Annotated in this window: 16 protein-coding genes; 9 read left to right on the forward strand and 7 right to left on the reverse strand. The window is 69.5% G+C overall.

Annotation, left to right across the window (positions count from 1 at the left end):
- The first annotated feature begins 73 nt into the window (after nt 1–73).
- Complete coding sequence (fxsT, locus tag FREUN1FDRAFT_RS17035; protein ID WP_006541355.1) at nt 74–3,886, forward strand: FxSxx-COOH system tetratricopeptide repeat protein; 3,813 nt, start codon at nt 74–76, stop codon at nt 3,884–3,886.
- On the opposite strand, the gene FREUN1FDRAFT_RS17040 is transcribed toward fxsT, so the two are convergent.
- Nucleotides 3,873–5,861, reverse strand: coding sequence for an HEXXH motif domain-containing protein (locus tag FREUN1FDRAFT_RS17040; RefSeq protein ID WP_006541356.1), 1,989 nt, complete (start codon nt 5,859–5,861; stop codon nt 3,873–3,875). The genes fxsT and FREUN1FDRAFT_RS17040 overlap by 14 nt on opposite strands.
- A gap of 8 nt (nt 5,862–5,869) precedes the next feature.
- Nucleotides 5,870–6,061 carry a hypothetical protein gene (locus FREUN1FDRAFT_RS17045; RefSeq protein ID WP_006541357.1) on the reverse strand — a complete coding sequence of 64 codons (192 nt, stop codon included), beginning with the start codon at nt 6,059–6,061 and terminating at the stop codon, nt 5,870–5,872.
- 998 nt (nt 6,062–7,059) lie between these two features.
- On the opposite strand from FREUN1FDRAFT_RS17045, the gene FREUN1FDRAFT_RS17050 reads away from it, so the two are divergent.
- The 3 genes from FREUN1FDRAFT_RS17050 to FREUN1FDRAFT_RS17060 are packed head-to-tail and all read left to right on the forward strand — an operon-like array spanning nt 7,060 to nt 10,434.
- A complete protein-coding gene (locus FREUN1FDRAFT_RS17050) occupies nt 7,060–8,163 on the forward strand; it encodes a hypothetical protein (protein ID WP_006541358.1) in 1,104 nt (367 codons plus the stop codon).
- A 5-nt stretch (nt 8,164–8,168) separates the two neighbouring features.
- Nucleotides 8,169–9,770 carry a VWA domain-containing protein gene (locus tag FREUN1FDRAFT_RS17055; protein WP_006541359.1) on the forward strand — a complete coding sequence of 534 codons (1,602 nt, stop codon included), beginning with the start codon at nt 8,169–8,171 and terminating at the stop codon, nt 9,768–9,770.
- Nucleotides 9,757–10,434, forward strand: coding sequence for a hypothetical protein (locus tag FREUN1FDRAFT_RS17060; RefSeq protein WP_006541360.1), 678 nt, complete (start codon nt 9,757–9,759; stop codon nt 10,432–10,434). Before FREUN1FDRAFT_RS17055 ends, FREUN1FDRAFT_RS17060 begins: the two co-directional genes overlap by 14 nt.
- Before the next feature lie 13 nt (nt 10,435–10,447).
- Here FREUN1FDRAFT_RS17060 and FREUN1FDRAFT_RS17065 read toward each other — a convergent pair whose 3' ends face one another.
- Nucleotides 10,448–11,404, reverse strand: a complete 957-nt coding sequence (locus FREUN1FDRAFT_RS17065) for a GlxA family transcriptional regulator (protein ID WP_006541361.1) — start codon at nt 11,402–11,404, stop codon at nt 10,448–10,450.
- 115 nt (nt 11,405–11,519) lie between these two features.
- On the opposite strand from FREUN1FDRAFT_RS17065, the gene FREUN1FDRAFT_RS17070 reads away from it, so the two are divergent.
- Nucleotides 11,520–12,452 (forward strand): NAD-dependent epimerase/dehydratase family protein, encoded by a 933-nt coding sequence (locus tag FREUN1FDRAFT_RS17070; protein WP_006541362.1) that lies wholly within the window; start codon nt 11,520–11,522, stop codon nt 12,450–12,452.
- 127 nt (nt 12,453–12,579) lie between these two features.
- Nucleotides 12,580–13,272, forward strand: a complete 693-nt coding sequence (locus tag FREUN1FDRAFT_RS40670) for an SgcJ/EcaC family oxidoreductase (RefSeq protein WP_006541363.1) — start codon at nt 12,580–12,582, stop codon at nt 13,270–13,272.
- A gap of 59 nt (nt 13,273–13,331) precedes the next feature.
- On the opposite strand, the gene FREUN1FDRAFT_RS17080 is transcribed toward FREUN1FDRAFT_RS40670, so the two are convergent.
- On the reverse strand, nt 13,332–13,841 hold the full coding sequence (locus tag FREUN1FDRAFT_RS17080; protein ID WP_006541364.1) for a hypothetical protein: 510 nt from the start codon (nt 13,839–13,841) through the stop codon (nt 13,332–13,334).
- An 836-nt stretch (nt 13,842–14,677) separates the two neighbouring features.
- Between FREUN1FDRAFT_RS17080 and FREUN1FDRAFT_RS43920 the strand changes: the two genes are divergently transcribed.
- A complete protein-coding gene (locus FREUN1FDRAFT_RS43920) occupies nt 14,678–15,466 on the forward strand; it encodes a YhgE/Pip domain-containing protein (protein WP_232295230.1) in 789 nt (262 codons plus the stop codon).
- Nucleotides 15,467–15,495: 29 nt separating this feature from the next.
- Nucleotides 15,496–16,173: a DUF3533 domain-containing protein gene (locus FREUN1FDRAFT_RS43925; protein WP_006541367.1), complete on the forward strand. Its 678-nt coding sequence runs from the start codon at nt 15,496–15,498 to the stop codon at nt 16,171–16,173.
- A gap of 267 nt (nt 16,174–16,440) precedes the next feature.
- Here the strand turns inward: FREUN1FDRAFT_RS43925 and FREUN1FDRAFT_RS17100 are convergent, their stop codons facing one another.
- On the reverse strand, nt 16,441–17,745 hold the full coding sequence (locus tag FREUN1FDRAFT_RS17100) for an ATP-binding protein (RefSeq protein WP_006541368.1): 1,305 nt from the start codon (nt 17,743–17,745) through the stop codon (nt 16,441–16,443).
- A 410-nt stretch (nt 17,746–18,155) separates the two neighbouring features.
- On the opposite strand from FREUN1FDRAFT_RS17100, the gene FREUN1FDRAFT_RS17105 reads away from it, so the two are divergent.
- Nucleotides 18,156–20,063 (forward strand): DNA cytosine methyltransferase, encoded by a 1,908-nt coding sequence (locus FREUN1FDRAFT_RS17105; protein WP_157474896.1) that lies wholly within the window; start codon nt 18,156–18,158, stop codon nt 20,061–20,063.
- Here the strand turns inward: FREUN1FDRAFT_RS17105 and FREUN1FDRAFT_RS41600 are convergent.
- Together FREUN1FDRAFT_RS41600 and FREUN1FDRAFT_RS17110 are read right to left on the reverse strand one after the other, a co-directional pair.
- Nucleotides 19,985–20,503 carry a very short patch repair endonuclease gene (locus tag FREUN1FDRAFT_RS41600; protein ID WP_006541370.1) on the reverse strand — a complete coding sequence of 173 codons (519 nt, stop codon included), beginning with the start codon at nt 20,501–20,503 and terminating at the stop codon, nt 19,985–19,987. The two genes, FREUN1FDRAFT_RS17105 and FREUN1FDRAFT_RS41600, sit on opposite strands and share 79 nt — an antisense overlap.
- A complete protein-coding gene (locus FREUN1FDRAFT_RS17110; protein WP_006541371.1) occupies nt 20,500–22,428 on the reverse strand; it encodes a DNA cytosine methyltransferase in 1,929 nt (642 codons plus the stop codon). The genes FREUN1FDRAFT_RS41600 and FREUN1FDRAFT_RS17110 overlap by 4 nt, the downstream gene beginning before the upstream one ends.
- Nucleotides 22,429–22,476 lie beyond the last annotated feature (48 nt).

A 22,476-nucleotide genomic window follows, 5' to 3' on the forward strand; every position in this document is an offset into this window, starting at 1 on the left:
GGCCGCTCGAGGCCGGGGGCCGCGCGGCGCGCCGCGGGCCGGGCTGCCCGAGGGCTCGCGACCGCGGTGGACGATGGGCATCGTCGTCGACGACAGCCCCACCTTCGCTGGGCTCTGGGGCGACGCGGTGGCGGGGCTTGTCCAGGTGCTACGGCGGCAACCCGCCTTCGGCGGCAACGTCATCACCCATCGCATCGCCCCTGACGGATGGTGGTCCGGCCGCCTCCGTAGACCACCGTCCCGGCTGGAGGGCCGAGGCCGGTGTGGGGTTGTCTGGCTGCTCACGGACGGGCTGGGCGAGGCGTGGCGTTCGGGCCGGGCGGCGTGGGTGCTCGCGGGGTGGGCCCGCTCGATGCCGGTGGTGGTGGTCGACGTTCTCGCGCCGAGCGTCTGGGAGCAGACCGATCTCGGCGTGGAGCGGATCCGGCTTCAGGGCGCCGGGTGGCGCCAGGCGGGGCGGGTGCTGTCCTGGGAGCACCTCGGCATACCGCTGCAGCACGACGCGTCGGACGACGGCTTGACCGGCGAGGCGGACCGCCAGCCGGACCTGTCCTCCGGGCCCGGCCCGATCGCTGGGACGCCCCCCACGGCGGTGACGCCGCTGCCGGTCATCGCCCTCGACCCCGAGTGGGTGTATCACTGGGCGCGGTATGTCAGTGCCGACGGTCCGACGTGGCGCGAGATGCCGGCCCTGCTTGCCTCATCCGATCGAGGCTTCGCCCGCCGCCGGCCCCGCCGGGTCGGTGCGGCGGGGCTGGCACTGTTCGCCGCGCGGGCGTCCCCGCGAGCCCAGCGGGTGGCGGGGCTGCTGGCGGCTGTCTCCGGCTACGAGCCCCCCCTCGATGGTCTGGGTCTGCGCACCATCGCCGGGATCGCGGGGGCCGACCGGCGAGACCTGTCCGAGCTTTTCGCGTTCGGCCTGCTCTCCGCCTCGACCGGCCCGGGACCGACGGTGTTTCAGGTGCCGGAGGACGTTCACTGGACGCTTTGTGAGCGGGTGAGCCGAGGGGAGGTCGTCCGGGCCGTCCGGGCGGTCGAGGCGACCACGGGGCGCCCCTTCCGAGCCGGCCTGTCACCGGATGGGACGCTTACTGATGATCCGGGGTCTTTCCTGCCCGCGGCGAATAGTCGGAGCTCGGTCGATGACGCGTCGGCCGATTCCGCCTCGGGCTCGCGGGAGCCGGCGTACGCGTCGATCCCGGGCGCCGACCCGACACCACGACCGCACAACACTGAGAGTGACTTCTCTGATACCATGAGTAGTATCGCTGGGTCAGGCCGACCAACGTCCAGCGCCGACGAGAGTTCGATGGACGCAAGCGGCGTCGAGACGAGCTCGCAAAGAGGAGGCGCCGCTGTGGCTCTCGGCACCGCCGGTCTGCTGCCGGTGCCCGCCGCCGGCCGCCTGCCGCGGATCTGGGGAACCGTGCCACCCCAGAATCCCCATTTCACCGGTCGGGAAGATCTTCTCGCCGAGCTGCATGCCAGGCTTGTCGAAGGGGCCACCACGGTACTTCCCGAGGCCCTGCACGGAACGGGGGGCGTCGGGAAGACCCAGCTGGTGACCGAGTACATCTATCGGCATCTGGGGGACTTCGACGTCATCTGGTGGATACCGGCGGAGCAGTCGGTCCAGATCGGAATAGCCCTCGCCGAGCTCGGGGAACAACTGAAGATCGATCTCGATGTCGAGCGGAGCATAGCCGTTCGACAGGTTGTCGAGGCGCTGCGGATCGGCGAGCCCTACGGACGGTGGCTCCTCGTCTTCGACAATGCGGACGACCCGGCGATCCGTACCGATTACTTTCCGGCAAGCCCTACCGGGCGCGTACTGGTCACCTCGCGGAACCCCGGGTGGGGAAATGTCAGCCATCCCCTTGAGGTGACCGTCTTCCGGCGGGAGGAGAGCATCAAGCTGCTCCGGAGCCGGGGCGGCCCGCTGGACGATGACAGCGCGGACCAGGTGGCCGATGTGCTCGGGGATCTGCCGCTCGCGGTGGAGCAGGCCGCCGCCTGGCGGGCCGACACCGGCATGTCGGCCCAGGAGTACCTGCGGCTGCTGGAGGAGCATCGGGGGGACCTGTTGGGCACTCCACCGGCGGACTATCCGGTTCCGGTGACAGCGGCCTGGAACATCTCCCTCGACCGGCTCGCCGTGAACAACCCTGCTGCCCTGGAGCTCCTGCAGGTGTGCGCCTTCTTCGCGCCGGAGCCGATTCCGCGGCAGATTCTGTCCCGCGCCCACAACGAGAAGATCTCACCGGCGCTCGACGAGGTGCTCCGCGACCCGGTGAAACTCAGCCGGGCGATCCGCGATATCAACCGTTTCTCGCTCACGAAGATAAACTACCGCGACAACTCGATAGACATGCACCGCCTGATCCAGCAGTCCCTGCTCGACCGGATGACGCCCGAGCAACGGCAGACGATGCGCCACGGTGCCCACGTCCTGCTCGCGGCAAGCGACCCGAACGCACCGCGGGATCCCGACTTCTGGAAGACCTACGCCGACCTCTATCCCCACATCCGGGCCTCCCGGGCCGAGAAGTCGGCGGACCCGCGGGTTCGCAAGCTCCTGCTTAACGAATGTGACTACCTCTGGGCGTGGGGGGACCAGGAGGTGAGCAACGGCTTCGCCCGCGCCGTACGCGCCGAGTGGCACGCCGCCTTCGGAGAGGAGGACTCCTACAGCCTGCAGATGGAGATGCGGTTCGGCTGGGGCCTCATCCTGACCGGCCGCTACGACGAGGCCGCCGAGGTGAACCAGCGGGCACTGGACCTGTGTACCCGGGTCAACGGCCCGGACGACGAGCTGACCATCGAGCTGATGGACAACGTGGGCATCGACCTGCGGTGGCGCGGTGAGTTCGAGGCGGCGCTGGAGCTCGCCCGGGACGCCCACCAGCGGGCACTGCGAACATTCGATCCCGACGACGCGGAGGCGCTCAGCGCCGCCCACGGGGTCGCGATCACACTGCGGCTGCTGGGCCGTTTCGCCGAATCCGCGAAGCTGGACGAGGACGTCTGGCAGCGCTCCGTCCGCCTCTACGGCGAGGACGCCAGAACGCTGAACTACCTCACCGCGCTGACCATCGACCGGCGCGAGCTGGGGGACTACGTCGGCGCCCGGGCCGCGCAGGAGACGATCCACGCCCGCTACCAGCACATGTTCCAGGCGTCGGCGGAGCATCCGGCGCGGCTGCAAGCCGGCCACACGCTGGCGGTCGCCTATCGCAAGGCCGGCGACCACGACAGGGCGCTGGCCCTGTCGAAGGACGTCCGGGAGCGGATCCTCAAGCGGTACGGGGCGGGTCACCCGGCGTCCATCGCGACCGCCCTCACCCACTCGATAGATCTGCGGCACGCCGGGCAGCTCCACGAAGCCCGTGAGCTGTGCGCCGAGGCTCTTCGTGGGCACACCGCGATGATGGGCGCGACACATCCGCACGCGCTGGCCGCGGCGCTCAACCTCGCCGTCATAGAACGGCTGTCCGGCGACGCGTCGGTGGCTCTCGACCGGGATGAACGGACACTGGCCGCGTTCGTGGAGCGGCTCGGGGAGCGCCACCCCTCGACGCTGGCGATCGCGGCGAACCTGGCCAGCGACCTGTACGCGCTGGGCCGGTTCACCGAGGCGCACGACCGGGACCGGGCCACCCTCGACACCGCGACCGCGGTCCTCGGTGAGACGCATCCGTCGACGCTGGCGATCGCGGCGAACCTCGCGCTGGACCTGCGTGCTCGGGATCGCGGGGAGGAGGCGCTGGCGCTGCAGGGGGTGACCGTCGGGCGGCTGGACGCCGTGCTCGGTCGCGATCATCCCGCCACCCGGCAGGTCGTCGCGGGCCTGCGAATGGATCTGGACGTCGACCCTATGCCGGTGTGACCGGGGCGGCGGGAGCCGCGGCCTCCTCGCCGTCGCCGGCGGTCCCCGCCACGGGCAGCAGCCACGCGGCGAGCTCCGCCGGCTCGGCCATCCCGCCCAGGCGGCTCACAGCCTCCGTCATGGCGTGGACGAGCTCGGGCCGCTCACGCAGCACCCGGCCGGCCGGGTCGTCGGCGTCAAGGGTCAGGCCGAGTCCGACCAGGGCTCGGCGATCCGCGTTCGATCGGGCCAGCTGCTCCATGTACAGCCGGCGGGCTTGCGACCGGTCGCCCCGCACGAGGGCGTAGTCCGCCGGGCTCGCGCCGCGATAGTCCGGATCGGCAGCGTCTCGCTCACCTGCCTGAAGGAACGCGGCCGGGGCGGACAGCCACAGCCGGCCGAGGCAGGCCCGGGTGTCGAAGGCCCGTGCGGTCGGGTCGGGCACGAGTCGGGTGCGGACAGCCGGCGCGCCTGCCAGTCCGGTGGGACCTGAGGGTCCGGTGGGACCGAGCGCATCGGCGGACGCGGGAACGCCCGCCGCCCAGGCCTCGGCAAGGCGGCGGACGGCGCCCGCCTCGGGCTCGACGTGGTGCGCACGCCACAGGGCCTGAGTGTCGGCCAGCATGAGCTCGGCGAGGCGCAGCGGCTCCGGCGGAACCGGCTCGGTGACCCATCCCTGGACGCTTGTGACGACCCCGGAAAGGAAACGCCGTCCCAGCGGAGTGAGTGGACCGGTGCGCGCGAAATCGGTCGCGGTGCCCAGCACCGCCCCTCGCCAGAGAGCGAACTCGAACTGCGCGAGCATCGCGTCCGTGCCCGCCGCGGCGCGTCGCCGCGTGCGCCAGAAGTCGGTGACGCCGAACAGCGCGTAGATGCCCTGTAACACGCCCTCCGGCGGGCGCGGGTCGGTCCGCCAGGGGACGTACCGCAGCCCGCCCGGCACCGAGGTGTCGACCAGGTCGGCGAGGTGCATGAGAGCGCCCAGCAGCACGTGCCGGACCTCGTGCGCCAGCGCGGCGGCGGCGTAGACCGGGTCATCGGGCTCGGAGAGTTCGATGCTGCCGAACGCGTCGCTGGAGGAGGCGCTGAAGGGACGGAAACGCCGGGACGCGGCCACCGGGACGACCGTCGAGACCACGGCGCCGACGCCCGCCGCGAGTCGTGGGTGCCCGGTGCGCAGCATCTGCCAGACCTCGGCCAGCCGTTCCTCCCAACGGAGGAGGTCGGCCTCGGGTAGCGGTACCGGCCGGGTGGCCTGCCCGGCGCGCCGGTAGGGGTCGACATCCTCGAGGGTGACACGGACGCCGGACGCGGTGCGGGTCGGCCGCCAGACCGTGTCACGAGCGGGTTCGGCGGCATCGTCCGGTCCGGCGGCTTGTTCCAGCGCGCGCCCGGACAGCGGCCCGCCGCCCGCGCGATGGCCGTGCACCCCGATCCGACCCGCGGAAGCGATCAGCCACGCGGCGTCGGGCTCGCTGCGGACTGTGATGCTTCCCCACGGCTTATCCTGCGGAAGGCGGACGTGGCCGAGTGTGGGAAGGTGCGCCACACCGAGGCGGGTAGGCACAGTGATGGCGGCGACCACACCGGCGCGAACGGCGGCCGCGGCGGCCATCGAGTGCAGGTAGCCGACTTCGACCCACAGCGGAATGTCGTCGTTGAGCCGCCCGCGCAGCCGGCGCAGCAGTCGACCGGCCCACGCCCCGGCAAGGGGCCGGTCGAGCACCGCGTCGACAGCCGCCGGATCGCCGCGTTCCACCTCCACGAGCAGGCTCCACGCCTCGTCCGCCGGACATAGCGGGCCGACCGCTTCCGGCCGTTGTCGGGTGGCGTCGAGAACCGCCCGGAAGGCAAGCCGCCGGAAGCTCACCTCGGCCTCGACGAGCCGGTCGATGACGTCGATCTCGAGCGCCCCCAGGGAAAGCGCGTCGATGTCACGAGCCGACAGTCGGTGGGATTCCTCCCTGAGCCCGGTGCCGGCCAGCCCCTCTGGCATGAGCTGTGTCAGCCCAGGCGCGGGGCCCCCAGCTTGCAGCTACCGCCGCCGCCGTTGCTCCATACGAACGAAGAGGTGTCGATCACGTGGAGTAGTTGCCGGACGCCTGCCCGAAGGGCCTCGTCTGTGCTGTCCCGGAGCTGGTCAAGCCGGATTCCGCGTACGTCAGCCAGCTCCAGCTCGATTGCAGCGTCGACCATGGCGCTCCGATCCCTCCGATGGTTTCCTCCGAGACGCCGGGCGGGGGACGGCGGCTCCTGACGGGAAGAAAAGCTGTGCCGTCAAAGAAATTGTCGCACATCCAGCCGCTCGCACACAGGAAGTGAGCGGAGGAGGGCATCCAGGGCACGGGACGGGGCCTGGTTCTGTCCATCCAGCCGAGTGCTTCGAAAAGGCGGGCTCCTGCGGTTCGAGGAAGAATTATTCCAGGGCGGTGACGCCTGTGCACCACCGAAACCGTCGAGTCGAAGCCCGACTCCCATCCTCCGGTGGCGTCGCCCATGGGCCCCCACCGCCCCCAGCTCCAAGCCGCACTCACCCGGGCATGCGCGGGGAAGTTCGACGTGTCGCTCGTCCACCGCCTCGCCGGGATTTACCGGGACCTGCAATGCGCGCGGGGCTGCCCCTTCGTCGGCGACTCTCCTTGTTCCTTTCACCCCGCATTCCGCGCGGTCAGGTCAGGTGCCTTCACCGGCCCGGAGCCGCAGCACGTCGTCGGTGGCGCTTCCCTTCCCTGCCGGACGCCGACGGTGTACCCGCACGACGCGTGCCGACGGAGGGTGAGGCTGATCGATCGCAATGAATCTGGCGCTGGTCGGCCCGGGCGCTGATCGCGGCGGTGTCGCCCGAGGTGGCATGGGTGCGGCTTCGCCTGGTGCCCGGGCTGCCGGTGGCGGCGGTGGGGGCTGCGAGGACGGCTTCTCCTGGACGCTGTCGGTCGGGGAACTCGCATGCGTGGGCGGTGACACTGGTGCCGGCCCGTCCCGGCGGGGATCCAGCCTGAGATGTCGCAGGTGCGGCTGGTGGGTGATTTCAGGGTGAACTTCAGGTGAAACGGCGCTTTCCTGTAGTCGGGTGGACGATTGCTGGCGGTTCCGCGGAACGACACCCGGCATCATCGGACTCGCCCCCGTGGCGAAGCATGATCCGATACCGGAATCCCATCTGAGCGTGCGCGGGAAGGGTTGGGAGGCGCGATATGAACGGGGCGCGCCGGGCGGTGGGCCTGGTGCTCGCGGCGGTGCTGTTGGCGGGAGTGGTGGTTGCCGTCGTCGTCTCCCGCGCGGGATCGGGAGCGGGCGACGGCGGTCGCGATCTGACCGTGCTCCGGGGGATCGCCGGATCCGAGAAGAAGCCCTTCTTCGACGACCCGGCTGTCGTGGAGGCGTTCCGCGAGGCCGGCTACCGCGTCGAGGTCGACTACGCGGGTTCCCGCGACATCGTGGCCCAGGTCAACAAGGATCCCAAGGCCTACGACTTCGCTTTCCCGTCCGGCGCCCCGCAGGGCGACCAGATCGCCCAGGACACGCGCGGCCGCAGCTACGTGCCGTTCTTCAGCCCGATGGCGATCGGGACCTTCCGGAAGCTCGCCGATCTGCTGGTCGCCAACAAGCTCGCGAAGAAAATCAGCGACAGCTATTACCAGCTCGACATGGCCAAGTATCTGGACCTGGTGGAACAGAACCGCCGGTGGTCGCAGCTGGACGGGAACACGGTGTTCCCGACCGACAAGTCGGTGCTCATCACGTCCACCGACCTGCGCACCTCGAACTCCGCCGCCATGTACCTCGCGCTCCTGTCGTACGTGGCGAACAAGAACGACATCGTCGCCGATCAGACCACGGCGGCGACGATCGCCGGGCAGTTGAAACCGGCCTTCACCAAGCAGGGCTACACCGAAAGCTCCACCGAGGGGCCGTTCGAGGACTACCTGCGCGGCGGCATGGGTGCCCGGCCGATGGTGATGATCTACGAGGCGCAGTTCCTGGCGGCGCAGGCGGCGAAGACGACGGCATCCGGCATGGTGCTGATGTACCCGACGCCGACGGCCTACTCGAAGCACACCCTGGTCGGGCTCAGCGCCGGCGGCCAGGCCCTCGGGGAGCTTCTGACCGGGAACGCCACCCTGCTGAAACTGGCCGCCCGCCACGGCTTCCGTACCGACGACCGGTCCTACGCCAGCGCCTTCGCCCGGGAGAACGGGATCCCGGAGCCGCCGGAACTGGTGGACGTCGTCGACCCGCCGACCTATGAGCTCATGGAGAAAATGATCACCGACATCGCCGGGCGGGCGGGGAGCTGAGGCCGATGAGCATCCGTGTCCGGCTGGGGGCCCTCGTTGTGGCCCTGACGGCCGCCGTCACGCTGCCCGCCTGCTCCGGCGGGGAGCCGCCGCTGGCCGACGGGGCAGGCCCGAAGACCACGCTGACCGTCCTGGCCGGGTCCGAGCTGAAGGACGTCGAGCCGATGCTCGCCGACCTGCGTCACGACACCGGCGTCAAGCTGGACGTCACCTACACCGGGACGCTGGACGGAGCCGACCGGATCTCCCGGCGCCAGGCCGGTACGGACCTGGCCTGGTTCTCCTCGGACCGCTACCTGCGGCTGTTGCCCGGCGGCGCGGACGCGGCCGTCACAAGCACGTCGATCATGCGCTCGCCGGTGGTCCTCGGTGTCCGCCAGTCGGTGGCCCGCAAGCTCGGCTGGTCCGGCAACCCGAACGTGACCTGGAAGGACGTCGCGGCCGCGGCCCGTGCCGGGAAGCTGCGCTACGGCATGACCAACCCGGCGTCGTCCAACTCCGGGTTCTCGGCCCTGGTCGGGGTGGCGGCGGCCCTGGCCGGTACCGCCGATGCCCTGACCTCGGCCGACATCAGGCCGGCGGAGCTGACCGACTTCTTCTCCGGGCAGAGGCTGACCGCTGGCAGCTCCGGCTATCTGAACGACGCCTACGTGGACAGGCAGGACAGCCTGGACGCGATGATCAACTACGAGTCGGTGCTGCTGTCCCTGAACGCCTCGAACCGGCTGCGGGAACCATTGGAGCTGATCTTCCCGAAGGATGGGATCATCACCGCCGACTACCCGCTGCTGCTGCTCGACCCGGCCAGGCGGGACGCCTACCGGCGGGTCGTCGACTGGCTGCGCAGCCCGGCCACACAGCAGCGGCTGCAGGAGCAGACCAGCCGCCGGCCGGCCACCCCCACGGTGCCGCTGGACACCCGGTTCACCGCCGGGGACACCCACGTCGAGCTGCCCTTCCCGGGCACGGCGGCCGTCGCCGACGAGCTGATCCTGGCCTACCTCAACCACTTCCGCGCCCCCACCCACGCGATCTTCGTGCTGGACCTGTCCGGCTCGATGGAGGGTGACCGCATCTCCGACCTGCGGTCGGCCCTGATCGGGCTGACCGGCGCCGACTCGTCGCTGACCGCGCGATTCACCAGCTTCCGGGCCCGGGAGAAGATCACCCTGGTGCCGTTCGACAGCGGCGTCAACCGGATCAGTGACTTCGCCGTCACCGATCCCTCGCCGGACTCGCCTGAGCTGAAGGAGCTCCGGCGGGCAGTCGAGGGGTTCAACGCCGGCGGCGACACCGCGATCTACTCGGCCCTGCGGGCCGCCTACGACCGGGCTGCCGCCGACCTGGCCCGAGACGGGTCGTACTACACCTCCGTGGTCCTGCTGACCGACGGCGAGAACACGACCGGCGCCTCCGCCGACGACTTCCTGGCGCACTACCGTTCGCTGTCGCCGGCGGCCCGGGCAGTGCCGACGTTCACCGTGCTGTTCGGTGACGCCGACCCGGACGCGCTGCGGCAGATCGCCGACGTGACCGGGGGAACGGTCTTCGACGCCGGCTCGACGTCGCTGCCGGACGTGTTCAAGGACATCCGTGGCTACCAGTAGGCGACGCGGCCGCGCCGCCGGGCCCAGCCGCTCGTTCTCCGAACGGGCCCTGGACTACGCCGGCTCGGCCAAGAACCTCGCCGGCTGCGCTGCCGCGGCCGGCGGGCTCGGCCTGTTCTTCGGCGGCGTCGTCGGCGTCCCGGAATGGCCGTTCGTGGTGGCCGCGCTGTACGCGATCGGAGCGCTGGTCGCACCCCCGCCCAGGCGCCCGACGGCCGCTCTGCCGCCGCCGCGCGACCCGCGGACGCTCCGGGCCGACCTGGCCGACCACGACCGGCGCTTTCTCGGCCAGCTGCCACCGGACGTCGAAACGGCCTACCGAAAGGTCACCCAGGACCTGCGGGACCTGCTCGACCGCCCGGCGCTGCTGCAGAGCGGGTCCCCCGACACGTTCGTGGTCGAGCGGATGGTGGTCGACTATCTGCCGACCTCGGTCGAGGCCTACCTGGAGCTGCCCCGGGCGTTCGCCGACAGCCATCTGGTCGACGGCCGGCTCACCGCCAGGGAGCTGCTGCTCGAGCAGCTCAGGCTGCTGGCCACCGCCGCCGAGGACGTCACGACGTCGGCCGCCCGGGACGCGTCCCAGCGGCTGGCCGTCCAGAGCCGCTTCCTGGCCGAACGGTTCGGCCAGACCTCGAGCGATCTGAACCTCGGCGACAGCTGACCAGCGACGCGAGTCAGGCCTGGGATGGTCCGACGCGGGTGAACGCGCTGCGGTAGGCGCTGGGGGTGAGCCCGTTGCGGCGCAGGAGGTGCAGGCGCAGCGACTCGGGGGTTCCCAGGCCGCTCTGCCGGGCGACGGCGGCGATCGGCAGATCCGTCGCCTCGAGGAGCTCACGAGCCCGGTCGATCCGCTGGTGCAGCAACCACTGCAACGGACTCAGACCGGTCTCCTCCCGAAACCGGCGGGTGAGCGTACGGGTACTGGTGTGGGCGTGGGCGGCGAGGCGGTTGAGCGTCAGCGACTCGGCGAGGCGTTCCGATGCCCAGGCACGGGTCTCGGCCAGTGATGTGCCGTTTTCCGGCGGCAGCGGCGTTTCGATGAACTGGGCCTGGCCACCGGGACGGATCGGCGCGACGACCGCGGCTCGGGCGACGGCGTTGGCGACCGCCGCCCCGTAGTCCCGCCGGATCAGGTGAATGCACAGGTCGAGGCCGGCGGCCAGACCGGCGGAGGTCAGGATCGCCCCGTCGTCGACGTACAGGACGTCAGGCCGCAGATCCACGGCTGGGAAGCGGCGACGCATCTCGTCGGAGTACTGCCAGTACGTGGTGGCCGGGCGACCGTCGAGCAGCCCGGCCTGGGCCAGCACGAAGGCACCCGTGCAGATCGAGGCGAGGCGACGGCCGTCGTCGGCGGCCCGCCGTAGCGCGTCCAGTACCTGCTCGCCTGCGTGCGCGCGAGCTCCGGTGCCCGTGACGATCACGGTGTCGGCGCTGTCGATCACGTCGAGGCCCTGGTCCACCACGACACTGGGCCCGGTGTACGCCGGCACGATCCCGGGCTCGGCTGTGCAGATCACGACCTCATAGCCCGGCTGGCCGTCGACCACCGCGGCTGGGAACACCGCCGCCGGAATGGAGAGATCAAGGGTGGTGACCGGCGGGACGGCGACGACGACGATCCGAAGCATGGCCTGATCCTTGGGCTACGTGGCATTCAGGCCACTACCGTATGTTTCTGGTGGGCAGCAAGGTGAGACGGCACCCGCGAACCCGCGCGGGCCCGCCGAGTGGAAGACGAACACCATGCCGCTGCATGTGATCACCGGTGCCGGTGGCACCGGAGCCCCTACCGCCGAACTGCTGGCCCGGCAGGGCGAACGCGTCCGACTGGTCAGCCGGCGCGGGGGTGGACCCGAGCACCCACTGATCGAGCGGATAGCCGCCGACGCGACCGACACCGACGCGCTGAGCCGCCTCGCCGAGGGCGCGACGACGCTGATCAACACCGCGGTGCCACCGTACGACCGGTGGCCGGAGGAGTTCCCACCGCTGGCGACGGCGCTGCTGGACGTGGCTGAACGCGCCGGTGCCGATTACGTGATGATGGGCAACACCTACGGCTACGGCATCGTCAGCGGTCGCTACACCGAAGACCTGCCGATGGCGCCGGTATCCGTCAAGGGCCGGGTACGGGCCCGGATGTGGACCGAGGCCCTCGAAGCACATCGCGCGGGTCGAGTCCGCGTGACCGAGGTCCGGGCCAGTGCGTTTCTGGGCGCGGGGGCCGGTTCGCTGTACAACTTCACGGTGGCGCCCCTTGTCCTGCGCGGCGAGCCGGCAGCCTTCCCCGGCGACCTGGACACCCCGAAAACGTGGTCCTACATCGGGGACGCCGCACGAACCCTGGCCGCCGTGGCCCTCGCCGGCGACGACCGCCCGTGGGGACGGGCCTGGCACGTGCCCTCCACCGCGGCCCTGTCCGTACGGGAGCTGACCACGCGGCTCACAATCGCCGCCGGGGCACCCGCACCTGTACTGACGGCGATCTCCACCGATCAGCTCGCCGCGATCGGAGCCGCGGATCCGATCATGCGTGAAGTGGTCGAGATGACGTACTCCCTGGATCGGCCCGATCTGCTCGACTCCACGCTCACCGAGCAGACGTTCGGCCTCGCCCCGACCCCCCTCGAGACCGTCCTGGCTGAAACCGTCAGTGCCTACGGCATCGGTACCTGACTGGCCCTGACAGCAGGCCTGTCGTGGTCGGTGGCCACGACAGGCCTCAGGTGCGGCGCATCCTCCGGCGGGCCCGTCGCGCTCTCGCCTTGACCTCGAGTGAACTTGATGAAGTGGACTCCGGGTCATGACACTCACCATCGCCCCGCGAGAGTCGTCCGTCGCTGATGCCCAGGAACTCGTGGCACGTGTCGCCGAGCTTGAACGCGCACAGCGAACCGAGGACGTCGAGGCCATGCTCGCTCTCTTCGACGAGAACGCGGTCTGGGTGACCGGCGGCGGCGTCCGCCTGATCGGGTACGACGCCATTGCCGCCTTCACCCGCCAGGTCCTCCCCGGCGCGTTCGCGGGTGACCTGTCGGTGCGTTACGACGTCGAGCACATCAGTTTCATCACGCCAGATGTCGTGCTTACCGGTGTCAACCAGGAATACCTCACGGCCGACGGTCGGCCGCTGTCGCCACCGCAGCTGGGACGTCTGAGCTATGTCTGGCGTCGCCGTGACGGCCAATGGCTTATCACCGTCGGCCAGAACACCACAGCGCCCGCCGATACCGCCGATACCGCCGATACCGTCGGTGCCACCGATGTCGGGGAAACCCGGTCTCCCGCCGAGATCGAATCCCCGCATGCCGATCAGGAGGAGGCTGCTGTCCGGAGCATCATGGCTGACATCGAGCATGGCTTCAACGTCAACGACCCCGAGCTGATGATGCGCCATATCGCGTCCGACGCGCTCGTCGTGAACGCCCTCGGCGCCGTCGGTCCGCTACCACCAACGCCAGGCCACCCGGCGCCGCCGACAATCGTGATCACCTGAAGCTGGTTCGGCTCCTGCCGCCCACCCGCACAATGTGCCCCAGCCCAGCACGGTCAGATTCAGCTGGGCTGGCCGGGCCCTGCGTCGACCGGCGGGATTCCCAGCTCGGCTCGGGCGGAGTCGAGGAAATCGCGCTCCGCCTGCCGGCAGGCCGCGATCAGGATGTCGGGAATCTGCCCGGGATCGTGCCCCGGCCGCGCCTTCGCGACCTGGCGGATGGCGTCGACGACCTCCGCGGCCCGGTCGACGGTCTCCCGGTGGCGGGCGACCAGCCTGATCTCGATCTGCAGCTTGAGCGTCTCCACCTGCGCGGGGCCGCCGTCCGCGTGCCGCCCGCGGGCGACGTTGCCACCCTCGCGGACAACGACCTGATCACTTTGAACGACGGCGCGCCACTCGCGAGCCGAGGAGATGAACCTGGCGTAGATCGACTGGCGGGTGTCCCTTTCGCGGCCGGCTTCCTGCCGCTGCCAGGTGACAGTCTGCGCCCGGTTGGCAAGGATCCCACCGGCGGCCACCCCGACGAGAGTTCCCAACGAGGCGATCAGCGGTTCGACAATCCCGCTCAACACCCCTCCCGTCGAGGATGGTCAGTGCCGGAATTACATCACGGTTGTCGCGTTCATGCCCTCTCATGGGATGGGCCCGATCGTTGTAGGGCCCAGGTGGCCAGGATCGGGACCCTGGCGGAATCTCGCCCACACGCCCCGCGGGCGACGGTGTTCGGACGCGACGCCGGCTGCGGCCGGAGGCCCCGGGGCCGAGCTCATCCAGCGGCGTTCGTGTTGGTCCTGGCCGCCGTCGAGGACATCGGCGACCAGTGCACGAGATTGGGGTTGCCCGCGCCCGGATCTCGGGCGGGCTCCTGTCGGATTCCGGTCCGCGCCGTTGCCTTCGGCCGCCCGATCTGAAAACCTCGAATTCAGCCGTAGTAGAGGGAAGGCTTGCCATGGGGCTCGTACTGATCGGTTTCCTGTTCCTCTTCGTTTTCGTGGCTCTCGTCCTGCGCGGACGAGCGGTCCGGCGGCTGCGGGCCACCCCACAGGACATGCTGAGGGCAGGAGTCGATTCCACATCGGTCGATTCGCATCAGGCCGCTCGGAACGCGTCGGGCCAAACTGCCTGGATGATGGGGCCGTTCTAGTCGCAACGACATTTGACGGCTTGTCTGCGCGATGTTCCTCTACCTGAGGAAGCCGTGCATCCGTGTGCGCCATTGCCAAAGAGCGGCCGAAACGGGATCGCCTGGTTCAGTAATCGTGCACAGATCGTCCAGTACTCCCTGGTGTACTCGCAGTGGCTGCTGGCGGCCCACATATCGGGTGGCCCACGGGGACTGAGCGAATCGAGACAGGCTGTCGGCTCCGAAGGACGCACCGCCGCCGCGGGACGACTTCCCGGTCGGGTGCATGACCTGCTGCGGGAACGCGCGGTGTGGGTGCTGCCGCTGATCCTGGCCTCGGTCGTCGTCTCGGCGATGACCGCGCTGTACCTCGCGTCGGCGGTCGACCCGCTGGGCCATGTGCGTGGCCTGCCGGTCGCGGTGGTGAACAACGACCGCGGCGCCACGCTGGGAGCAGAGCACCTCGACATCGGTGCGCGTATCGAGGCCGGTCTGCGGGCGAGCCCGGAGGTGTCCCGCCGGCTACGGCTTGAACCCGTCACCCTGCCGGAGGCCGAACAGGCCATGAGCCGGGGCCGGGCCTACGCGACCGTGGTGATCCCGCCCGGCTTCACCGCGTCGCTCCTGGCCCAGGCCGGTCTGCCCGCAGTTGGGGCGTCGGGGGAGGCGGCGGCCCAGGCAAGAGACCGATCGGTCCAACTGCTGACCAACCCGCGGGCCGGCACGCTGGGAGTGAGCCTGGCCAGCGGCGTCCTGCAGCCCGCCCCCGCCGCCGCTTCCCGGACGATCAGCGCTCAGCTCACCGCGGCGGCCGGCGCGACAGCCGGGGCCTCGACCGGCGCGGGAACCGGGTCGACTCACGGCGCGGCGACTACCGGAGCAGCGCCTGACGGCCCGGTAACTGACGGCCCGGTAACTGACGGCCCGGTAACTGACGGCCCGGTAACTGACGGCCCGGCAACTGAGGGCGCGGGCGCTGGCGGCGCGGCGACGCAGGCGTTCCTGGCGAACCCGGTGACGGTCACCATCAGCCAGTTCCACCCCCGCCCGCGAACAGCGCGCTCGGCCTGAGTGCCTTCTACCTGGCCCTGCTGACCCTCATGTGCGGATTCCTCGTCGGGACGCTCCTGCATTCCACGGTGGACGCGGCCCTCGGCTACGGCACCTCCGAGGTCGGCCCCCGCTGGACCCAGCTCCAGCCGAAAGCGATCAGCCGCTGGCGAACCCTGCTGATCAAATGGGTGATGGCCGCGGCGTTGACCGCGGTCGTCACTGGCCTGATGATCGCGGTCGGGGCCGGAGCAGTGGGCATGGACGCCCCTCATCCGCTGCTGTTGTGGGTCTTCTCCTGGCTGTGCGCGGCCAGCGTCGCAGCCGGGACGATCGTGCTCTTCGCGGCACTCGGCACCCCCGGGCAACTGGTCGCGCTCCTGCTGTTCGTCTACGCCGGTCTGGCCTCGGCCGGTGGGACCGTGCCCATCGAGGCGCTGCCCGGCTTCTTCCGGCTGCTCAGCGAGGCCGAGCCGCTGCGGCAGATCCTCGCCGGCGACCGGGCCATCCATCCTGTACTTCGACGCCCAGGCCGACGCAGGCCTGACCCGTGGCGCCCTGTCTGCCGCGATCGGGCTGCTCTGCTGGCTCGCCCTGGGCAAACTGATCGTCCGCTGGTACGACCGCCGAGCACTGCACCGGATGAACCCGGAACTCCTCAGCTACGTCAACCGCGCCGTCCAGGACTATCGGCCCAGGGCAAGACCGCAGAAGACCACGGACCATGAGCACCGTGATCGCTCGTCCCGGGCCCCACAGTGCGGGTGGTCACCGGCCGATGGCGGTCAGCGGCGACGGCCAACGCGAGCGATAGGTATGCGCCCTGCTGCCCACGCGAAGATCCGCCGGGCCGGATACAGCGACAACGCGGACCAGTCCGGTTCAACTATGCTCCCGGTCTCCCAAACCGAGCCGTGACACGCGAAGTACTGGCCGGGTAGTCTTCAATCAGGTTCAAGCGGAGTCCCTCCGCGGACCCGCACTACAGACTTCTCCTATTCGGATGCAGCCATCCCAAGGGCGGCCGCGATCTCCGGGGCGTCGCGGCGGATAATGGCGAGGATGGACTCCAGGGCCTCGTAATGACCTGCCTGGACTGCCGCTGACCGAAGAGCAAGACCCGCCAGTGCCAGATCCGTGCTCGACGCTGACGACCTCTGGTTTTTCTCGCGATGTAGAGGAGGATTCCCGTGGGGTGATGAACTGCGGTAGGCGGCGTTCGCCGCGGTGCACAGCTCGTTGATCGAAGCCTTCACCATCTGACGGAGCTGCGGTGGAATCGAGACTCTCATCTTGGAGACATTTATGTTGAATGCGGGGTCGAGCGAGGTGTCAAAGTCGAGTGACGCGCGGGCCAGTTTGGTGTGCTCGTCGATACCGCGGATTCCGGCCCAGCCGCCCCATTGGACCAGGCGGTTTGCGCGATAGACATAAAGTCCTTGCTGGCGGTTCCAGTTCAACGGCCCGGACAGGCGTTCGAACTCGTCTGGTGACGAGAAGCGAGTACGTGCGGGAAGCACAAAGCGTCGGAGGTGCACGAGACCGGAAGAGCTGCCGATGCTGATCTCGAACTGTTGCGCGGGCAGTTCGCGTCGATGCTCCTCGTCAGGCGCGTAGGGATTCCACGGACGGACCTTCTCTCCGTTGACCGAGATGGTCACCTTCCTGCCGTCAGGCAGGCCTTCCAGGAACCGGTGGAAGACGATGGCGAGGTGATCGGCGGTCTTTCGGGCGTAGCTGTCGAGTCGCCTGCGTGCCCAACCCCCGTCGGGGCGGCTTTCGGGCAGTACGCGGTCAAGATCGCGCCAGAGGACCACCGTGCCGCAGCCGGCGCCGAGGAGCTCGCGCGCGTCGTCGAGCTCGGCCGATCGTCTTGGGACGACGACGAGCCACTCGTCAAGCTCCTCCACGAGGCCGAGGTCCAGTTCACGGATGAAGACGCGGTCGGCGGAGGCCGATCGTCGGGTCACGACGGTGACCGACCTGCCCTGCGAGAGGGATGCGGTCTTCAGCCCAAGCCCGTATCGGCCGAGCTCGTTCTCCTGGTAGGAGCGCCGTGAGCCGAAACGCAGGGCCTCGACCAGCGCGTTTTCACTCATTCCGACCCCGTCGTCGGCTATGAGGACCCGGGAGTCAACACCGTCGAATCGGATTACGACCTGAACGTGGGTGGCTCCGGCCGACACGCTGTTGTCGACGAGGTCGGCTACGGCGGCGGGAAAGTCATAGCCGACATCTCGAAGGGACCGGGTGAGTCGGGCCGCCGATGGAGTGACCTCGTACGCTCGTCGGCCTGCCACCCTGTTTCTCCTTCGTCACCGCGATGTGGGCAGCCCCAGGGTCTCATGTACGCGTTCGCGCCGGGATGGCTGTGGAGGCGCCGAGCGTGGGCGTTGTTTCGCCTGCCGTTGGCTGGTTGGCATGCGTGGTGGTTGCTGTCTGGCGTACTGGCGTCCGCGGAGGTGGCCAGGCGGGGTGGTGCCTCTGGGTGGCCCTCGCTCGGACTGTCTCCGACTGTGGACAGAACGCGTGTTCGATAGTGGAGACTGTGGGTGGGTGGGAGCTTGATGTGATGGGGGGTTCGCTTCTGACGGAGTCGCCTCACCCGCGGTGGGGCGGATGTTGTTAACTACTACAACGCGTCGATGGCTGTCCGTGCGGCGGATTTGGTCCGAGTATCCGGGGGAGGGAGCGGGTGGCTACCTACGGCGTGCGGCTGGAGCGCAGTGATCTCCTGTGTCTGCCGCCATGTGCCGGGAGTCCCTCCGAGGAGGACTTTGCAGCCTGGTGTCGGGCCGAGCAGTCAGCTGGTCGGCGCCTCGCTGTCGACCTTTTCAGTGGCGCCGGTGGCCTTAGCCTGGGCTTGGAGCAGGCGGGTTGGACCGTGGTCACGGCTGTCGACGACAACCTGCGCGCCGTCGAGACCCATCGGGCCAACTTCCGGGGCAGGGCGGTGCAGCTCGACCTGAGCGAGCCTGCGGCACGGAACGAGCTGCTGGCATCACTGGCCGGTGTGAAGATCGATCTGGTGGCTGGTGGGCCGCCCTGTCAGCCGTATAGCCGCGCCGGGGCGAGCAAGATTCGCAGTCTGGTCGCGCAGGGAACGCGTTCACGGGTCGACCCGCGCCGCGAACTGTGGATGGCGTTTCTCTCCGTCGTCTTCGAGCTGAAGCCGCGCGCGGTGCTGATGGAGAACGTCCCGGACATGGGGCTGGGCGATGACTTCCAGACGGTGCGGCGGATCGTCGGAGACCTGGAGGAGTGCGGCTACGCCACCGAAGCGCGGATCATCGACACCTGGAAGTTCCGCGTTCCCCAGCACCGTCGGCGCCTGATCCTGCTCGCTCGCAGGGACGGCGACCGGTTCACCTGGCCGCCCGCGCACGAGGGTCCGCCGGTGACAGTCGCCGATGCCATCCGTGATCTCCCGACGCTGGGTCTCACCACCGGCTCTCGGGAGCTGGAGTACAAGGGCGCGGAGCTGAGCGAGTTCGCGAGGGCGATGCGGCATGGCGCACCGGAGGGGTGCATCCACGATCACTTCACTCGCCCGGTCCGGGATGACGACCGGAAGGCATTCGAACTCATGGACGAGGCGACGCTCTACTCGAAACTCCCGGAGGAGATGAAGAGGTATCGGTCGGACTCCTTCGACGACAAGTACAACCGCCTCGGCTGGAACGAACTCAGTCGGACGATCACCGCACACATTGCCAAGGACGGTTACTGGTACATCCATCCGGAGGAACTGCGGACTCTGACCGTTCGTGAGGCCGCCCGCATCCAGACCTTCCCTGACTGGTTTCGGTTTGCCGGGTACCGGAGCGATGCGTTCAGACAGATCGGAAACGCGGTTCCCCCGCTTGCCGGAGCGGCTGCGGCTCGGGCTCTGGCTCCCCTGATCGGCGGCGAGGCGTCGGGTAACGCGCCTGTGCCACGCTGGCCGGAAGTGCATGGGCGCCTCGCCGACTGGGCTGCCGACCTGGCCAGAAGCGAGGCCTGGACGGCCGTGCCTGGTGGGATGATGACGCCGCTGGTCGCGGTGGCCTGCGCGTTGCTGTCCCGTCCTCAGCCTGTTCCCGCCGAGGACATGCCCGCACTCGCCCTGTTGCAGAACAGGGACAGCCTCGACGAGGAGACCTTCACAGCCTGCCTGGACGCGGTGCCGCGCCGCACTCGGCGACGCCTGGAGAGGCTCCGCCCGCTGATCGGGGTTACCCTGCCCGCGGATGTGGACGCGGACGAGGTGATTCGGCTGCTGAACCTCCAGCCAGCCCAGGCGAAGATCTTCAGAATGCTTCGGGGTCACGACGTGCTCGTGGCGGGAACGAGCACGGTCAGGGTGGCTGCACGCTTCCGCGGAACAAACTCCCAGGAGCAGAACTCGCTGACCGACGGCCGGATCGACCTCGCTCGACTCGTCGGGACCGGGGAGAAGGCCCCGCTGAGGATGGCCGCCGTCCGACACCTGGGAATGACGGTGTGTGAGTCGGGGGTTCCGGACTGCACTGCCTGTCCGCTGAGGCAGGTCGGTTGTGCCTACGGCCGAGCGGAAGCCGAACGTGCGGTGGCCCGGCTTGGCGTCGCGCTGTCAGCGGATGGTCTCTGGGCCTCCTGAGCAGCCCTGAGCACCAGCAGCGAGCACTCCTCGACGTCACGGCGGACCTGGCACTCCCAGACCCGGAGGACGTTCCAGCCCGCCTCGGCGAGCGTTGCGTCGTTTCGGCGGTCCCGGTTGCGGTTCGTCTCCATCTTCTGCCGCCAGAGGTCGGCGTTCGGGCCGCGGTACTGCTTCATCCCGTGGGTGGGGCAACCGTGCCAGAAGCAGCCGTCCACGAAGACCGCGAGCTGCCAGCGGGGGAGCACGAAGTCGGGCGTGCAGCGCGGCACAACCGTCTGGTGGACGCGGAATCGCAGGCCAAGCGCGTGAACCGCCCTGCGCAGCGCGATCTCGGGCGTGGTGTTCCGTGCTCGGCGCCCCCGCAGGTGGCTGCCTTCCCGTGTCGCGGTCCACGTCCCTGTCTTCGCGGTGTCCCGGCCAGGACCTGTTTCGGTCACCTCTCGGTCCTTCCCTGCGAGGAAGGCACCAGCGACGTCTGGGCCTCGGCGGTATCTCCGTCCGTGCGCCGACACGTGGTGGACAGCGGGCATTCCGTGCATCTCGGGGCGGCTGGGCGGCACACGGAACTGGCGAGTGCCAGGAGCGCCAGGTGTGCGTGCCGCGCGGTGCCTGGACCTCCGATCAGGCGGGCTACGGCGAGCCGACCGTCGGACAGGCGGTTTCGATGGTCGACATCGCTTCCGTCGTGACGGGCGGCCAACCGCAGCACCCCCTTGCCGACAAGGACCGGCTCCGGGCTCGCGTCCCTGTCCGTCGATGGGACTGTCAGCACAGCAAGGTCGAAAACAGATCCCGTGACATGCGGGATCCGGCCGGTGGGATCCGGTGCGTCGAGGGCGGACGGATTCCTCGTCAGCCAGAGCGCCGCCTCCAGCAGCCGTTCGGCGCGGTGCTCACGGCCAATCCAACTGGAGGCCAGACGGAATTCGGCTTCGGCCTCGACGGTGGCGGCCGGGGTCTGCCAGCGTGCGAAAAGTGGCCAGAGGAGACGGATCCGGTCGGCGGTAACCCGGTCAAAGAGCGTCTCGCCCACCACGACCTGCCAGCGTGTCGTGGCAGCCAACCAGGGAACGGGCAGGTCGACGTTGCTTCGGCTGGCGAACCACGCAGCCAGGCGACCGGCGAGTTCATTCGTCGTCGGTTGGGGCTCGGCGGTTGTCGTCATGCTTCTGACCAGCGCCCGGCCGAGGTGCTCGCCCAGGCGAGGAGGCACGGCGTTACCGATCTGGCGGAAGGCGGCGGACGGCGGTCCCGCGAACCGGATGTGGTCGGGGAAGGTCTGGAGCCGAGCCGCCTCGCGGATGGTCAGCGTGCGGCTCTGCCGCGGATGGATGTACCAGTACCCGTCCTTTGCGATGTGTGCGGTGATCGTTCGCGAAAGATCGTTCTCGCCGAGCCGCTTGTACTTGTCGTCAAAGATGTCGTCCCGGTACCGCTTCACGTCCTCCGGAAGGTCCGAGTAGAGCGTCCGCTCATCCATCAGCTCGAATGCCCGAAGGTCATCCGGGCGGACGGGGCGGGTGATGTGGTCGTACACCCGGTCAGACTGAGTGGACGGGACCTTCGCCCGCATCTCCCGCTGAAAGCCCGACTGGTGGGTGGGGGAGTACTCCGACCAGCCGGAGGGACCGCCCGGCGGCCGCCAGCCGCCCTCGACCTCGGGCAGGTCACCGATGGCGTTCCAGACCGTGACTCGGCTGCCGGTGTCGTCCGGCCAGCGAAACCGCATCGGCGTACGCATTGCCGCGATGATCAGTCGCTGACGGGACTGCGGGACGCTGTAGCGGTAGGTGTCAACGAGGCGGGCCTCGACCGCGTAGCCGAGTTCCTCCAGCGTGTGGACAATCGTGCGGAAGATGAACATCTCCCGATCCAACGCCATGTCCGGCACGTTCTCCATGAGCACGCAGCCCGGTTCGGCCTGACGGACGATCGCGAGGAACGACTCCCAGAGGTCGCGCCGTCGGTCATGGGACTCCGCCAGACCGAGGCGCACCCTGTGCCGGATCTTCGATCGGCCCGCGCGGGAGAAGGGCTGGCAGGGCGGCCCGCCGACCACCACATCCAGGCGCAGCGAGCGGATCAGGCCCGCGATCTCGTCCACCCTGCCCGGGTCGGACAGGTCCTGGTCGAGGGTGAGGCCGGCGAAGTGATGCCGGTGCGTCTCGGTCGCCTCCGGGTCGTGATCGACGCCGAGCACGACCCGCAGCCCAGCCTGTTCCAACCCCAGACTCAGGCCGCCGGCGCCGGAGAACAGGTCCGCCACCAGTAACTGGTGCGGATCCTCCGCTCGCAGCCGCGTGACCAGCGCCTCCAGTTCCCGGACGTCGCCGCAGCTGTCGACATGTGGTTCCAGCCGCACGAACGGACCTCGAACCAGCCTGACCCCGTAGGTTCCGGTGGTCCCGCT

Origin of the sequence: Parafrankia sp. EUN1f (assembly GCF_000177675.1) — a bacterium.
In the GTDB taxonomy this organism is placed as follows: domain Bacteria; phylum Actinomycetota; class Actinomycetes; order Frankiales; family Frankiaceae; genus Parafrankia.

Excerpts from the sequence above, each read along its gene's own strand:
- FREUN1FDRAFT_RS17050 (WP_006541358.1), top strand. The coding sequence starts at position 7,060 with ATGAACGGGGCGCGCCGGGCGGTGGGCCTGGTGCTCGCGGCGGTGCTG.
- FREUN1FDRAFT_RS17055 (WP_006541359.1), top strand. The coding sequence starts at position 8,169 with ATGAGCATCCGTGTCCGGCTGGGGGCCCTCGTTGTGGCCCTGACGGCC.
- FREUN1FDRAFT_RS17065 (WP_006541361.1), bottom strand. The coding sequence starts at position 11,404 with ATGCTTCGGATCGTCGTCGTCGCCGTCCCGCCGGTCACCACCCTTGAT.
- FREUN1FDRAFT_RS17070 (WP_006541362.1), top strand. The coding sequence starts at position 11,520 with ATGCCGCTGCATGTGATCACCGGTGCCGGTGGCACCGGAGCCCCTACC.
- fxsT (WP_006541355.1), top strand. The coding sequence starts at position 74 with ATGGGCATCGTCGTCGACGACAGCCCCACCTTCGCTGGGCTCTGGGGC.
- FREUN1FDRAFT_RS17045 (WP_006541357.1), bottom strand. The coding sequence starts at position 6,061 with ATGGTCGACGCTGCAATCGAGCTGGAGCTGGCTGACGTACGCGGAATC.
- FREUN1FDRAFT_RS40670 (WP_006541363.1), top strand. The coding sequence starts at position 12,580 with ATGACACTCACCATCGCCCCGCGAGAGTCGTCCGTCGCTGATGCCCAG.
- FREUN1FDRAFT_RS17040 (WP_006541356.1), bottom strand. The coding sequence starts at position 5,861 with ATGCCAGAGGGGCTGGCCGGCACCGGGCTCAGGGAGGAATCCCACCGA.
- FREUN1FDRAFT_RS43925 (WP_006541367.1), top strand. The coding sequence starts at position 15,496 with ATGTGCGGATTCCTCGTCGGGACGCTCCTGCATTCCACGGTGGACGCG.